Origin of the sequence: Streptomyces sp. NPDC059851, from assembly GCF_042732005.1 — a bacterium.
GTDB lineage: Bacteria > Actinomycetota > Actinomycetes > Streptomycetales > Streptomycetaceae > Streptomyces.
On the sequence record NZ_JBHWJJ010000109.1, the window covers coordinates 1 to 13,822 of the forward strand.

The following is a 13,822-nucleotide window of genomic DNA, read 5'->3' on the forward strand; positions in this document are numbered from 1 at the left end:
CCTCCAGTATTTCGTAGAGCGTGCGGCGCCGGCCCGGGACCCCGCCGGAGCGGGATCCCGGGCCGGACGGGGACGTCCGGTCGGCGCCGGACGGGGACGTCCGGGCGGCCCTGCGCGGGGCCCGGCCGGTCAGGCGGCCGCGCTGACGGGTGCCGTCTGCGCCGGGGAGAGCGCGAGCTCCAGCACCTGGCGCACGTCCGTCACCGGGTGCACCTCCAGTCGCTCCAACACCTCGGTCGGGACGTCGTCCAGGTCGGCTTCGTTCCGCTTCGGGATGATGACGGTGGTCAGGCCGGCCCGGTGCGCCGCGAGGAGCTTCTGCTTGACCCCGCCGATCGGCAGCACCCGTCCGGTGAGGGAGACTTCGCCGGTCATCGCCACGTCCGTGCGGACCTGACGGCCCGAGAGCAGCGAGGCCAGCGCGGTCGTCATCGTGATGCCGGCGCTCGGCCCGTCCTTGGGGACGGCCCCCGCCGGGAAGTGGATGTGCACGCCCCGGTCCTTCAGGTCGGCGACCGGGAGCTCCAGCTCCGCGCCGTGCGAGCGCAGGAAGCTCAGCGCGATCTGCGCCGACTCCTTCATGACGTCGCCCAGCTGGCCCGTCAGGGTGAGCCCCGCGGCGCCGGTCTCCGGGTCGGCGAGGGAGGCCTCGACGAAGAGCACGTCGCCGCCGGCGCCGGTCACCGCGAGGCCGGTGGCGACCCCGGGGACTGCCGTGCGCCGCTCGGCCGGGTCCTGCGCGGACTCCGGCACGTGGTGCGGCCGCCCGATGAGCGCCCGCAGGTCGTCGGCGCCGATGCGCAGCGGCAGTTCGCGCTCGCCCAGTTCGTGCTGTGCGGCGACCTTGCGCAGGAGCCGGGCGAGGGAGCGCTCCAGGGTGCGCACTCCCGCCTCGCGGGTGTACTCCCCCGCCAGCTTGCGCAGGGCGTCCTCCTCCAGGACCACCTCGTCGGCGCCCAGGCCGGCGCGCTCCAACTGGCGCGGCAGCAGGTGGTCGCGGGCGATGACGACCTTCTCGTCCTCCGTGTACCCGTCGAGGCGGACGAGCTCCATCCGGTCGGCGAGCGCCTCGGGGATGGCCTCCAGCACGTTCGCGGTGGCCAGGAAGACGACGTCGCTCAGGTCGAGCTCCACCTCCAGGTAGTGGTCGCGGAAGGTGTGGTTCTGCGCCGGGTCGAGGACCTCCAGCAGGGCGGCGGCCGGGTCCCCGCGGAAGTCGGAGCCGACCTTGTCGATCTCGTCGAGGAGCACGACCGGGTTCATGGATCCGGCTTCCTTGATGGCGCGGACGATGCGGCCGGGCAGCGCGCCGACGTAGGTGCGCCGGTGGCCGCGGATCTCGGCCTCGTCCCGTACGCCGCCGAGCGCGACGCGGACGAACGTGCGGCCCATGGCGTGCGCGACCGACTCGCCGAGGGAGGTCTTGCCGACGCCGGGCGGGCCGACGAGGGCGAGGACGGCCCCGCCGCGGCGGCCGCCGATGACGCCCATGCCGCGGTCGGTGCGGCGCTTGCGGACGGCGAGGTACTCGGTGATGCGGTCCTTGACGTCGTCCAGCCCGGCGTGTTCGGCGTCGAGGACGGCGCGGGCGCCGGTGATGTCGTAGGCGTCCTCGGTGCGCTCGTTCCAGGGCAGTTCGAGGACGGTGTCGAGCCAGGTGCGGATCCAGGAGCCTTCCGGGGACTGGTCGCTGGACCGCTCCAGCTTGTCGACTTCCTTGAGCGCGGCCTCCCGCACCCCCTCGGGGAGGTCGGCGGCCTCGACGCGGGCCCGGTAGTCGTCGGAGGCCTCGCCCTCCTTGTCTCCGTTCAGTTCGCGCAGTTCCTTGCGGACGGCTTCCAGCTGACGCCGCAGCAGGAACTCGCGCTGCTGCTTGTCGACACCGTCCTGGACGTCTTTGGCGATGGACTCGGCGACGTCCTGCTCGGCGAGGTGGTCGCGCAGCCAGGTGATGGCCAGCTTGAGGCGGGCGACGGGGTCGGCGGTCTCCAGCAGTTCGACCTTCTGGGCCACGGTCAGGAAGGGCGAGTAGCCGGAGTTGTCGGCGAGGGCGGAGACCCCCTCGATCTGCTGGATGCGGTCGACGACCTGCCAGGCGCCGCGTTTCTTGAGCCAACTGGTGGCGAGGGCCTTGTACTCCTTGACGAGTTCGGTGACGGATCCGGGCAGCGGGTCGGCGAGCCGCTCGTCGACGCTCTCGCCCTCGACCCAGAGCGCTGCGCCGGGACCGGTGGTCCCGGCCCCGATGCGGACGCGGCCGATGCCGCGGATGAGCGCGCCGGGATCGCCGTCGGAGAGCCGGCCCACCTGCTCGACGGTCCCCAGCACACCGGTGCCGGCGTACTTCCCGTCGACGCGCGGTACGAGCAGCACCCGGGGCTTCCCGCTGCGGACCGCGGCCTGGGCGGCCTCGACCGCGCCGCGCACTTCGGCGTCGGTCAGGTCCAGGGGGACGACCATGCCGGGCAGCACGACCTCGTCGTCGAGCGGCAGCACGGGCAGGGTGAGCTTTACGGACGTCGAAGCCATGATCTTCCCTCCGGCAGTGAAGTTGAGCTATGCCGACTCAATGCATGTGCGCCTCCTGGTGTTCCCCAACTCCCGTTCGCCTCCGGCGAACACACCTCAGGGGTCCACCGCCGACCCGGGCGGCCGGTGCACGGGGAGGGGAGGGACGCCGGACGTGGCGCGCGCCCGACCGGCGATGTCGGTGCCGCGGTCTAGCGTGCGGGCATGAGCATGATCGGGGAGTACGTACGGCTCGGGCCCGCCGACTTCGAGCGGGCCCTGCGCGAGCCGGAGTGGGCGCAGGACTTCGTGGCCGCGCTGTTCGACGCGGAGCGCGACGTGCCGCCGGTGCCGTCCCGGGCGCGCTGCCACAGCACCGACAAGACGTGGCACGCGCTCTCCTTCCTCCTGGCCCGCACCGGTTTCCCCGTCGACGTGGTCCACGGGGACGAGGAGGTACCGGACGCGGGGGACTGGGGCTGCGCGCCGCCGCGCTACCTCACCCCCGAACGTGTCGCCGCCGCGGCCGACGCCATGGCGGGCACACCGCACCCGGCCCTCCTCGACGGCGTCACCCCGCGGGACCTGGCGGCGGCGGAGGTCTACCCGGTCGTTGTGTGGGAGCGCGGCGAGTCGCTGGAGTGGGTGACCGATCACTACCGGCACCTCGCCCGGTTCTTCCGGGCCGCCGCCCGTGACGGGGACGCCGTGCTCATGTGGATCGCCTGAGTCCGCCGTCGGGGCGCGCTACACCGCGGAGATGCGGATGTCGCCGGAGGAGGTGCGGGCGGCGAGGCGGGCGGGGGCGGCCGGGTCCGAGGACACGGAGACGTCCCTGCGGCCCGAGTCGGTGCGCGCCTCGACCCGGTACGGGGCCGCGGGCAGGCGCAGGGTGACGTCGCCCGAGCCGGTCTCGGCCGACACCGAGCCGGGCCCCTTCGCGAACTCCATTCGGACGTCGCCCGAGGAGGCGACGGCGTCGGCGCTCGTGCCGGTCAGACCGGTCGCGGTGACCGAGCCCGAGGTGGTGCGGACCCGCAGCGGGCCGGTGACGCCCTCGGCCCGCACGTCGCCGGACGAGGACGTGAGGTCGGCGGCGGCCACTCCGGTGACGGTGATGCGGCCGCTGCTCCGGGCCAGCTTCACCGTCGCCGTGGCCGGAACCTCCAGCCGCCAGGCGGTGGAGCAGGTGACCGAGCAGCCGTCGGTGAGGACGAGGCGGCCCTGCGACAGCTGGCGACCGGGCACCGGTTCCGCGCCGCGGTAGCGGACGGTGCGGTGGATGCGGACTCCGGGGCCGGTGCCCGGGACCACCTCCACGGAGCCGCTCCGGGCTTCCGGCACCTCCACCGCGGTGACCGCCTCGGTGACTTCGGCGTCGTCCGAAAGGATCGTCAGCCGCTCTTCGAACGCGCACGCGGACAGGAGCAGGGCGCCGGCCGCGGCGGCGAGCGCCGCGCGGACGGACCGGAACGGAATGCGGTGGTGGGCCATGCCCAGACTCTGCCGGGAAGGCCCTCGCGAGCCGATGGTGCCGGTACCCGGATCCGTGGTGGGGATATCCCCCGGGCGGAGGCCACCTCGGCGCGCCGGGTCCCCCACACCTCCTGCGCGGTCCCGGCGGTACCGGTACCGGACCGGCCGGCGCCCGCGGGGTCGACGTCGAAGTCGCCGTTCGGGTCCGCCGCCCGGGGCGAACGGGCCGGCGCCCCGCGCCCGGCCGGGGCTTACCGGAACCAGCGCCGTTCCACGTCGGCAGGTGCCGGACAGCGTCACGCCGGGGCGTCACCCGGGAGCGGATCCGCCCCCCGGCCCGTGACGGCGGGCAGCTCCGGACGCATGGCCCAGTCCGTCCACGAGCCGTCGTACACCGCGAGGGTGTCGGACGGGTACCCGGCGAGCACGGCCCCGAGTGCGAGGACGCAGGCCGTCACCCCGGACCCGCAGCTGAAGTACAGCCGCTCCCGACTCCCCGTCAACGCCCGGAAGGCGTGGTGCAGTTCCCCGGCGGGCCGCATCAGCCCGTCCTCTCCCAGGAGCTCACCGAACGGCAGGTTGACCGCGCCCGGCATGTGGCCCCCGCGCAGCCCCGGCCGCGGCTCGGGGGCGGTGCCGGCGAAGCGCTCCCGCGTCCGGGCGTCGAGCACGGCCGCGGCCGGGTCGGCCAGGGCCGCGGCGACGGCGCCGCTGTCCACGAGGAGCCCGGCGCGGGGGCGGGCCGTGAAGGAGCCGCGGGGGCCCTCGTAAGCGGGTCCGGTCTCCTCGACGGGCAGTCCGGCGGCGGTCCAGGCCGGAAGTCCGCCGTCGAGGACGGCCGCCCGGTCGAAGCCCATGGCGCGCAACATCCACCAGGCGCGGGCGCTGGAGTAGATGCCGGCCCCGTCGTAGACGACGACGGTGCTGGTGTCGTCGATCCCGAGGCCCCGTACGGCCTCGGTGAAGGCGGCCGGGCCGGGCATGGTGTGCGGGGCGGGGGCGTCGTGGTCGGAGAGGGCGCCGTCGAGGTCGAAGGGGCGGGCGTCCGGGATCCGCCGGGCGGCGGCGCGGTGGGCGCCGACGGAGGCGTCGAGCACGACCAGGCCGGGCGTGCCGAGGCGGGCGGCCAGCCAGTCCGCCCCGACGAGGGGCCCGGCCGGAAGCGGGGCCGGGGCCGTGCCCGCACCTCGCGCCGGCACCCTGCCCGTACCCGTACCCGTACCCGTCACCGCGCCCGCGGCCGGGGCACCGCCCGCGTCGGCGTGCGTGGCGGCGTGCGTCTTCGTGTTCCCGTTCATGCGGTGCGTCCCCCGGGGTCTCGTGCAACCTGACGGCACCCATCCTGCCCGGCCTCCTCAGGGGCATCCGCCGGGACGGGCCCAGACCGCGATCCGCGCCCCGTGCACCTCGTCCACGGAGCACAGGTCGAAGTGCGCGACCAGCGTCTGCCGTTTGACGGCCTCCCGCGGGTACCGGTCGAGCGGCTGACCCGCCGGGTCCATCAGGGCGATCACCCGCGGGGCGTCGTCCACGAGCCGGGCCCGGATCTCCGCCGGGGGCAGCTCGGTCCCCCACAGGCTCGCCGAGGCCGCCGGGGAGCGGTCCAGGGCCAGGTCCCACAGCCCCCGGTGCAGCGCGGGCGAGGACAGCAGCCACTCGCGCCGCCTCGCCGGCAGGAACAGCACCGCGTCCCCGGGCCGGGCCCGCTCCCGGACCGCGGCGGCCACCGCGAGGGCGTCGTCCTTGCGGCTGTCGGGGGTGCGCAGCCACACCGACCACCACGCGAAGGGCACCAGCACGGCGGCCACCAGCAGCCACGGCACCGCCCTGCGCCACCGCCGCACGGCCGCGAGCCGGGCTCCGGCCGCCAGGGCGAGCCCGGCCAGCGCGTAGAGCACGTACCGGTCGACGTACAGCGGGTGCACCAGCGAGACGGCGATCAGCAGCCCGGGCGGCAGCAGCGCGAGCGGCACGGCGACCCGCACCAGCTCCCGCGGCACCGCGTTGCCCCGCGTCAGCAGCCACATCGCGGCCGCGACCGCCCCGTACGCCGCCCAGTCCCCCCAGCCGGGCCGACCCAGCCAGCCCAGCTGCTGCCCGACCTGCCGGACGCCGAGCCAGGCCAGCGGCAGCAACAGGACGAGGACGGTGGCCGCGCTGCGCCGCCAGCCGGGCGAGCGGCGGGCGGTGAGGGCGTGGGCGAGCAGCGCGAGCACGGCGAACTCGTGCAGCCAGCAGCCGAGGAGCAGCACCGCGGCGTACGCGGTCCACCGCTCGCACAGCATCAGGTAGGTCGCCCACGCCACGGCCGCCGCGACGAGGGCGTACGAGCGTCCCTCCTGGGCGTACGCCTGCACCGGCGGCAGCACGGCGTACACGACGCCGGCCAGCAGCCCGGCCCGCTCACCCGCGAGCCGGCGGCCGACCGCGGCCACCCCGGCGGCGGCGAGGGCGGTGGCGGCGACGGACGGCAGCCGCAGCACCCACAGCCCGGTGGTCGACGCGTCCTGCCCCACGGCCGACACGGCCGCGCCCGCCCCTGCGCCTGCGCCCGGGAGGGCGTCGGCGGCCAGGAAGACGCCGTGCATCAGCAGGTAGTACAGCCCGTGCACCGCGTCCACCTGCTCGAACAGCTCGGCCAGGCCGCCGAGCGGGCGGTGCGCCACCTGCCAGGTCACGGACTCGTCGCGCCACATGCTGCCGCCCCGACCCAGACCCCACAGGCCGAGGAGGAGGGCGAGGAGCGGCGGCAGCCCTCGCCGGGCGGCGGTGCGGATGTCGTCCTCCGGGTGCTTTCCGTACGGGCGGGGCGGACTCCATACTCGGGGTCGACCCGAAATCCTGCGGAGGTGGGGTGTGCGCACGGTACGAGCGGTGGCGGCGGTGCTGCTGGGTGCGGTGGCCCTGATCGGGTGCGGTGCGGGCGGTGGGGAGTCGCCCGAGCCCAGCTCCCGGGCCGACTCGGCGCAGCCGGGCACGGCGGGCACGGCGGCCGCGTCGAACGCCCCGAGCCCGGCGGGCCCGGCGCCCAGCGGCCCGGGCGTCCCCGCGACGCCGACCCCGACGGCCCCCTCCGCCGCCTCCCCCGGCCCGTCCTCCGCGGCCGGGCGCCTGGTCACGGTCACCCGCAGCGGCGGTTTCGCCGGGCTGACGACGAGCGTGCTGGTCAAGGGCGACGGCTCGTGGATCCGGCTGGACGGCAAGGCGCGGCAGATCGGCTCGGGGAAGCTGTCGCCGGACGGGCTCGGGGAGCTGCGCGCCGCGCTCGCAGCGGCGGACTTCCCCCGTCTGCCGCGGATCGCGATGGGCGGCCCGACGATCTACGACGGCTTCCAGTACGCCTTCGTGCACGACGGTTATGAGGTCGCCACCAAGGACGGGTCGGTCCCGCCGGGCCTGGCGGACGTCCTGTCGGCGCTGCCCTCCTTCGAGCCCCGCTGACCCCCGGTCCCCCCGGTCCCCCCGGTCCCCGCTGACCCGGCCACTGCCGTCCGCCACTGCCGTTCCGCGGGCGGGTGCCGCGGGTCCCCGACCGTCCCGCGACCCGCCCCCGGCCGAGCCTCCGGGCCGGGCTGCGGGCGGGCTCCGCGAGACCCGGCATGGCCGCCCATATCCCCATTCCGACCGCAATCGGAACCAAGGCCTCCGTCGGTTTCGCTGTCCGAACCCCGCATAGCCGCAGGCCGGTGGCTCCTCTACGCTGCACCCCATCACGCGGATCTCCAGGGGCGGGACATGGAACAGACACACACCACCCACACCGGCGGCGCCGCGGCCACCCCCGGCGCTCAGCGGCGCGTGCTCGTGGTCGAGGACGACCGCACCATCGCCGACGCCATCACGGCCCGGCTGCGCGCGGAGGGCTTCCAGGTGCAGGCCGCCCACGACGGGCCGGCGGCGGTGGCGGCGGCCGAGACCTGGCAGCCCGAGCTGCTGGTGCTCGATGTGATGCTGCCGGGCTTCGACGGCCTGGAGGTGTGCCGCCGGGTCCAGGCGCAGCGGCCGGTGCCGGTGCTGATGCTCACGGCGCGCGACGACGAGACCGACATGCTGGTCGGGCTCGGGGTCGGGGCGGACGACTACATGACCAAGCCGTTCTCGATGCGCGAGCTGGCGGCCCGCGTCCACGTCCTGCTGCGTCGGGTGGAGCGCGCCACACTGGCCGCGACCGCACCGCGCGGGGCCACCCTGCGGCTGGGTGACCTGGAGATCGACCACGCGCAGCGCCGGGTCCGGGTGCAGGCGGAGGACGTCCACCTGACCCCGACCGAGTTCGACCTGCTCGTCTGCCTGGCCGGGACCCCGCGGGCGGTCCTGTCCCGCGAGCAGCTGCTGGCCGAGGTGTGGGACTGGGCCGACGCCTCCGGCACCCGTACCGTCGACAGCCACATCAAGGCGCTGCGCCGGAAGATCGGGGCCGAGCGCATCCGTACGGTCCACGGGGTCGGGTACGCCCTGGAGACCCCGGCGCAGGCGTGAGCGGCGGACGCCCTGGTAGGGGGCGCGGCGTCAGCCGCTCCGGTGGAGCCGATGCTGGCAGCGGGGGGCTCCGCCCCTTCTCACCGTTCTCGATCAAGACCAAGCTGGGCACGCTGGTCGTGGTCTCGGTGTTCATCACCACCGGACTGCTGCTGGTGGCGCTGCGCACCGACACCGAGCTCCGCTTCATCACGGTGTTCTCGGTGATCGCGTCGATGCTGATCACCCAGTTCGTGGCGCACAGCCTGACGGCCCCGCTGGACGACATGACGCGGGTGGCCCGGGCGATCTCCCACGGTGACTTCACCCGCCGGGTCCGGGGGGCCGGCCGCCGTGACGAGCTCGGCGACCTGGCGTCCACGATCAACCTGATGGCGGACGACCTGGAGGCCGTGGACCGGCACCGCCGGGAGCTGGTCGCCAACGTCTCGCACGAGCTGCGCACGCCGATCGCGGCCCTGCGCGCGGTGCTGGAGAACGTGGTCGACGGGGTCTCGGAGGCCGATCCGGAGACCATGCGGACGATGCTGAAGCAGACCGAGCGGCTGGGCCGGCTGGTGGAGACGCTGCTGGACCTGTCCCGGGTGGACAACGGGGTCGTCCCGCTGAAGGCCCGCCGCTTCGAGGTGTGGCCGTACCTGTCGGGGGTGCTCAAGGAGTCCGGCCTGGCAGCCGCGGGCCGGCCCGGGCTGGCCTCGGGCTCCGGCGGCCACACCCGCAACGACGTGCACCTGCACCTGGACGTGTTCCCGTCGGGGCTGACGGCCTACGCGGACGCCGAGCGGCTGCACCAGGTCGTGGCGAACCTGATCGACAACGCGGTCAAGCACAGCCCCGCGCTCGGCCGGGTCACGGTCCGCGCCCGGGCCGGGGAGACCCCCTGCAGCCTGGTGCTGGAAGTCGTGGACGAGGGTCCCGGTATCCCCGAGGCCGAGCGGCACCGGGTCTTCGAGCGGTTCAACCGGGGCAGCGCGAACGGCGGCGACGGGGGCACCGGGCTGGGCCTGGCCATCGCCCGCTGGGCGGTGGAGCTGCACGGCGGCCGGATCCGTGTGGCCGAATCGTCACGCGGCTGCCGCATCCTCGTCACGCTTCCGGGCAGCCCGACGGCGTCGCATTGACGTAGGGTTCGACTGGGAAGGACATGATCTCGGCCACACGTGCACGGGATCCGTCAGGGGTGCGAAGCCAGGGGGTCGCAACCCAGGTACGGCATACCCGAACTCCGTTGGTTTCCCGCCATTCAGAGCGGCGAAACCCGCCGTTCGGTGTGACCTACGTGACGTAAGTCCTGCCCGGTCTGCATCTCCCCGCCGGGGAGGCGTAGCCTTTATTCCCGCTGTCCATACCTTGTGAAGCGGAAGAGGGCGGTTGCCGCCGTGTCGCCACAGTCCCCGAGTAACCCGAGCACCACGACCGAAGCAGCTGAGGGCGGGAAGACCCCTGCCTCAGGCTTCGGCGCCAATGAGTGGCTCGTCGACGAGATCTACCAGCAGTACCTCCAGGACCCGAATTCGGTCGACCGGGCCTGGTGGGACTTCTTCGCCGACTACAAGCCGGGGGGCACGAGCGCTCCCGCCAAGGCCGACGAGCCGGTGAAGACCCCGACGGATGGCGCCTCCGCACAGGCCGCCACCGCCACCACCGAAGCCCCGCAGGTCGCCGACGCCGCCGCCACGGGGGCGGCGGGCGCCGCGCCGACCTCTTCGCCTGTGTCAGCTCCTGCCCCTGCTCCTGCCACTCCCTCTGGTGCCCCTGCTGTGACTGTCACCTCCCAGGCCCCGGCCGCCGCTCCGGCCGCGCCCGCCCCTCAGGCTCCGGCCGCCCCCGTCGCCGCCCAGAAGGCCGCGCCCGCCACCGAGGCCCCCGCGGGCCCCGAGCTGGTGACGCTCCGCGGTCCGGCGGCCGCCGTGGCGAAGAACATGAACGCCTCCCTCGACGTGCCGACGGCCACCTCGGTCCGCGCCGTCCCGGTGAAGCTGCTGTTCGACAACCGGATCGTCATCAACAACCACCTGAAGCGGGCCCGGGGCGGGAAGATCTCCTTCACCCACCTCATCGGCTATGCGATGGTGCAGGCCATCAAGGCCATGCCGTCGATGAACTACTCCTACGCGGAGAAGGACGGCAAGCCGACCCTGGTCAAGCCCGAGCACGTCAACTTCGGCCTGGCGATCGACCTGGTCAAGCCGAACGGTGACCGCCAGCTCGTCGTCGCCGGCATCAAGAAGGCCGAGACCCTCAACTTCTTCGAGTTCTGGCAGGCCTACGAGGACATCGTCCGCCGCGCCCGCGTCGGCAAGCTGACGATGGACGACTTCACGGGCGTCACGGTCTCCCTGACCAACCCGGGCGGCCTGGGCACCGTCCACTCCGTGCCGCGCCTCATGCCCGGCCAGTCGGTCATCATGGGCGTCGGCTCCATGGACTACCCCGCCGAGTTCCAGGGCACCTCGCAGGACACCCTGAACAAGCTGGGCGTCTCCAAGGTCATGACCCTGACCTCGACCTACGACCACCGGGTCATCCAGGGTGCGGCCTCCGGCGAGTTCCTGCGCATCGTCGCGAACCTGCTGCTCGGCGAGGACGGCTTCTACGACCGCGTCTTCGAGTCGCTGCGGATCCCGTACGAGCCGGTCCGCTGGATGCGCGACATCGACGCCAGCCACGACGACGACGTCACCAAGGCCGCCCGCGTCTTCGAGCTGATCCACTCCTACCGGGTCCGCGGCCACGTCATGGCCGACACCGACCCGCTGGAGTACAAGCAGCGCAAGCACCCCGACCTCGACATCACCGAGCACGGTCTCACCCTGTGGGACCTGGAGCGCGAGTTCGCGGTCGGCGGCTTCGCCGGCAAGTCGATGATGAAGCTGCGCGACATCCTCGGCGTGCTGCGCGACTCGTACTGCCGCACCACCGGCGTCGAGTTCATGCACATCCAGGACCCGAAGCAGCGCCGCTGGATCCAGGACCGCATCGAGCGCCCGCACTCCAAGCCGGAGCGCGAGGAGCAGCTGCGCATCCTGCGCCGCCTGAACGCCGCCGAGGCGTTCGAGACGTTCCTGCAGACGAAGTACGTCGGCCAGAAGCGGTTCTCGCTGGAGGGCGGCGAGTCCGTCATCCCGCTGCTCGACGCGGTCATCGACTCCGCGGCCGAGGCCCGCCTCGAAGAGGTCGTCATCGGCATGGCCCACCGCGGCCGCCTCAACGTCCTCGCGAACATCGTCGGCAAGTCGTACGCGCAGATCTTCCGCGAGTTCGAGGGCAACCTCGACCCGAAGTCGATGCACGGCTCCGGCGACGTGAAGTACCACCTGGGCGCCGAAGGCACCTTCACGGGCCTCGACGGCGAGCAGATCAAGGTCTCGCTCGTCGCGAACCCCTCCCACCTGGAGGCCGTCGACCCGGTCCTGGAGGGCGTCGCCCGTGCCAAGCAGGACATCATCAACAAGGGCGGCACGGACTTCACCGTCCTCCCGGTCGCCCTGCACGGTGACGCGGCCTTCGCCGGCCAGGGCGTCGTCGCCGAGACCCTGAACATGTCGCAGCTGCGCGGCTACCGCACCGGCGGCACCGTCCACGTCGTGATCAACAACCAGGTCGGCTTCACCGCCGCCCCGGAGTCCTCGCGTTCCTCGATGTACGCGACCGACGTGGCCCGCATGATCGAGGCGCCGATCTTCCACGTGAACGGCGACGACCCGGAGGCCGTGGTCCGCGTCGCGCGGCTCGCCTTCGAGTTCCGCCAGGCGTTCAACAAGGACGTGGTCATCGACCTCATCTGCTACCGCCGCCGCGGCCACAACGAGTCGGACAACCCGGCCTTCACGCAGCCGCTGATGTACGACCTGATCGACAAGAAGCGCTCGGTGCGCAAGCTGTACACCGAGTCCCTCATCGGTCGCGGCGACATCACCCTGGAAGAGGCCGAGCAGGCGCTGCAGGACTTCCAGGGCCAGCTGGAGAAGGTCTTCGCGGAGGTCCGTGAGGCCTCCACGCAGCCTGCGGACGGCACCCCGGCCGCGGCGGAGCAGGCCGAGTTCCCGGTCGCCGTGAACACCGCCGTGTCCTTCGAGGTGGTCAAGCGGATCGCCGAGTCCCAGGTCAGCATCCCCGAGAGCCACACCGTTCACCCGCGTCTGCTGCCGCAGCTGCAGCGCCGCGCGGCGATGATCGACGACGGCACCATCGACTGGGGCATGGGCGAGACCCTCGCCTTCGGTTCGCTGCTGATGGAGGGCACCCCGGTCCGGCTGTCCGGCCAGGACTCCCGCCGCGGCACCTTCGGTCAGCGCCACGCGGTGCTGATCGACCGCGCGACCGGCGAGGACTACACCCCGCTGCAGCACCTGACGGAAGACCAGGCCCGCTACAACGTCTACGACTCGCTGCTCTCCGAGTACGCGGCGATGGGCTTCGAGTACGGCTACTCGCTGGCCCGTCCGGACGCACTGGTCCTGTGGGAGGCCCAGTTCGGTGACTTCGTCAACGGCGCCCAGACCGTCGTCGACGAGTTCATCTCCTCGGCCGAGCAGAAGTGGGGCCAGACCTCCGGCGTCACCCTGCTGCTGCCGCACGGCTACGAGGGCCAGGGCCCGGACCACAGCTCCGCCCGCCCGGAGCGGTTCCTCCAGCTGTGCGCCCAGAACAACATGACGGTCGCCATGCCGACGCTGCCGTCGAACTACTTCCACCTGCTGCGCTGGCAGGTCCACAACCCGCACCACAAGCCGCTGGTCGTCTTCACCCCGAAGTCGATGCTGCGCCTGAAGGCCGCGGCGTCGAAGGCGGAGGAGTTCACGAGCGGCACGTTCCGCCCGGTCATCGGCGACTCGACGGTCGACGCGAACGCGGTCCGCAAGGTCGTGTTCTGCGCGGGCAAGGTCTACTACGACCTGGAGGCCGAGCGGGAGAAGCGCGGTATCACCGACACCGCCATCATCCGCATCGAGCGCCTGTACCCGCTGCCGGGTGCGGAGCTCCAGGCGGAGATCGCCAAGTACCCGAACGCGGCGAAGTACATCTGGGCCCAGGAGGAGCCGGCGAACCAGGGTGCCTGGCCGTTCATCGCGCTCAACCTGATCGACCACCTCGACCTGGCGGTCGGCGCGGACATCCCGGCCGGCGAGCGCCTGCGCCGCATCTCGCGTCCGCACGGCTCGTCCCCGGCCGTCGGTTCCGCCAAGCGGCACCAGGCCGAGCAGCAGCAGCTGATCAACGAGGTCTTCGAGGCCTAGTCACCACTGCGGTCTGACATGCCGGAGGCCCGGCCCCGTGACGGGGCCGGGCCTTCGGCGTGTGCCGCCGCGCTGCCGGGAGCGGATGCGGAGGGTGCGGGCTCGCCCGGTCAGGGGAC

The 13,822-nt window shown here is 73.4% G+C and carries 9 protein-coding genes; 5 read left to right on the forward strand and 4 right to left on the reverse strand.

The features are described from left to right. Positions 1 to 129 precede the first annotated feature (129 nt). The gene (gene lon, locus ACFV7Q_RS28705; protein ID WP_385432637.1) at positions 130 to 2,529 is read right to left on the reverse strand and encodes an endopeptidase La; all 2,400 of its coding nucleotides are present in this window, start codon (positions 2,527 to 2,529) and stop codon (positions 130 to 132) included. 204 nt (positions 2,530 to 2,733) lie between these two features. Here lon and ACFV7Q_RS28710 point away from each other — a divergent pair, with 204 nt between their 5' ends. Next, positions 2,734 to 3,237: a YfbM family protein gene (locus ACFV7Q_RS28710; protein ID WP_385432639.1), complete on the forward strand. Its 504-nt coding sequence runs from the start codon at positions 2,734 to 2,736 to the stop codon at positions 3,235 to 3,237. A gap of 18 nt (positions 3,238 to 3,255) precedes the next feature. Here the strand turns inward: ACFV7Q_RS28710 and ACFV7Q_RS28715 are convergent, their stop codons facing one another. The 3 genes from ACFV7Q_RS28715 to ACFV7Q_RS28725 all read right to left on the reverse strand — a co-directional run bounded on the left by ACFV7Q_RS28715 (position 3,256) and on the right by ACFV7Q_RS28725 (position 6,848). Continuing rightward, the gene (locus ACFV7Q_RS28715) at positions 3,256 to 4,002 is read right to left on the reverse strand and encodes a DUF4097 domain-containing protein (RefSeq protein WP_385432641.1); all 747 of its coding nucleotides are present in this window, start codon (positions 4,000 to 4,002) and stop codon (positions 3,256 to 3,258) included. Between the two features lie 278 nt (positions 4,003 to 4,280). Next, positions 4,281 to 5,282, reverse strand: coding sequence for a sulfurtransferase (locus ACFV7Q_RS28720; protein WP_385432642.1), 1,002 nt, complete (start codon positions 5,280 to 5,282; stop codon positions 4,281 to 4,283). A gap of 57 nt (positions 5,283 to 5,339) precedes the next feature. Continuing rightward, positions 5,340 to 6,848 (reverse strand): hypothetical protein, encoded by a 1,509-nt coding sequence (locus ACFV7Q_RS28725; protein WP_385432644.1) that lies wholly within the window; start codon positions 6,846 to 6,848, stop codon positions 5,340 to 5,342. Between ACFV7Q_RS28725 and ACFV7Q_RS28730 the strand changes: the two genes are divergently transcribed. From ACFV7Q_RS28730 to ACFV7Q_RS28745, 4 genes are all read left to right on the forward strand, one after another. Next, the gene (locus ACFV7Q_RS28730; RefSeq protein ID WP_385432645.1) at positions 6,841 to 7,425 is read left to right on the forward strand and encodes a hypothetical protein; all 585 of its coding nucleotides are present in this window, start codon (positions 6,841 to 6,843) and stop codon (positions 7,423 to 7,425) included. The two genes, ACFV7Q_RS28725 and ACFV7Q_RS28730, sit on opposite strands and share 8 nt — an antisense overlap. Before the next feature lie 294 nt (positions 7,426 to 7,719). After that, the gene (locus tag ACFV7Q_RS28735; protein WP_385432647.1) at positions 7,720 to 8,463 is read left to right on the forward strand and encodes a response regulator transcription factor; all 744 of its coding nucleotides are present in this window, start codon (positions 7,720 to 7,722) and stop codon (positions 8,461 to 8,463) included. 92 nt (positions 8,464 to 8,555) lie between these two features. Next, positions 8,556 to 9,584, forward strand: a complete 1,029-nt coding sequence (locus tag ACFV7Q_RS28740) for an ATP-binding protein (protein ID WP_385432669.1) — start codon at positions 8,556 to 8,558, stop codon at positions 9,582 to 9,584. A 258-nt stretch (positions 9,585 to 9,842) separates the two neighbouring features. Then, positions 9,843 to 13,703 carry a multifunctional oxoglutarate decarboxylase/oxoglutarate dehydrogenase thiamine pyrophosphate-binding subunit/dihydrolipoyllysine-residue succinyltransferase subunit gene (locus ACFV7Q_RS28745; protein WP_385432649.1) on the forward strand — a complete coding sequence of 1,287 codons (3,861 nt, stop codon included), beginning with the start codon at positions 9,843 to 9,845 and terminating at the stop codon, positions 13,701 to 13,703. Positions 13,704 to 13,822: the final 119 nt, after the last annotated feature.

Excerpts from the sequence above, each read along its gene's own strand:
- lon (WP_385432637.1), bottom strand. The coding sequence starts at position 2,529 with ATGGCTTCGACGTCCGTAAAGCTCACCCTGCCCGTGCTGCCGCTCGAC.
- ACFV7Q_RS28710 (WP_385432639.1), top strand. The coding sequence starts at position 2,734 with ATGAGCATGATCGGGGAGTACGTACGGCTCGGGCCCGCCGACTTCGAG.
- ACFV7Q_RS28715 (WP_385432641.1), bottom strand. The coding sequence starts at position 4,002 with ATGGCCCACCACCGCATTCCGTTCCGGTCCGTCCGCGCGGCGCTCGCC.
- ACFV7Q_RS28720 (WP_385432642.1), bottom strand. The coding sequence starts at position 5,282 with ATGAACGGGAACACGAAGACGCACGCCGCCACGCACGCCGACGCGGGC.
- ACFV7Q_RS28735 (WP_385432647.1), top strand. The coding sequence starts at position 7,720 with ATGGAACAGACACACACCACCCACACCGGCGGCGCCGCGGCCACCCCC.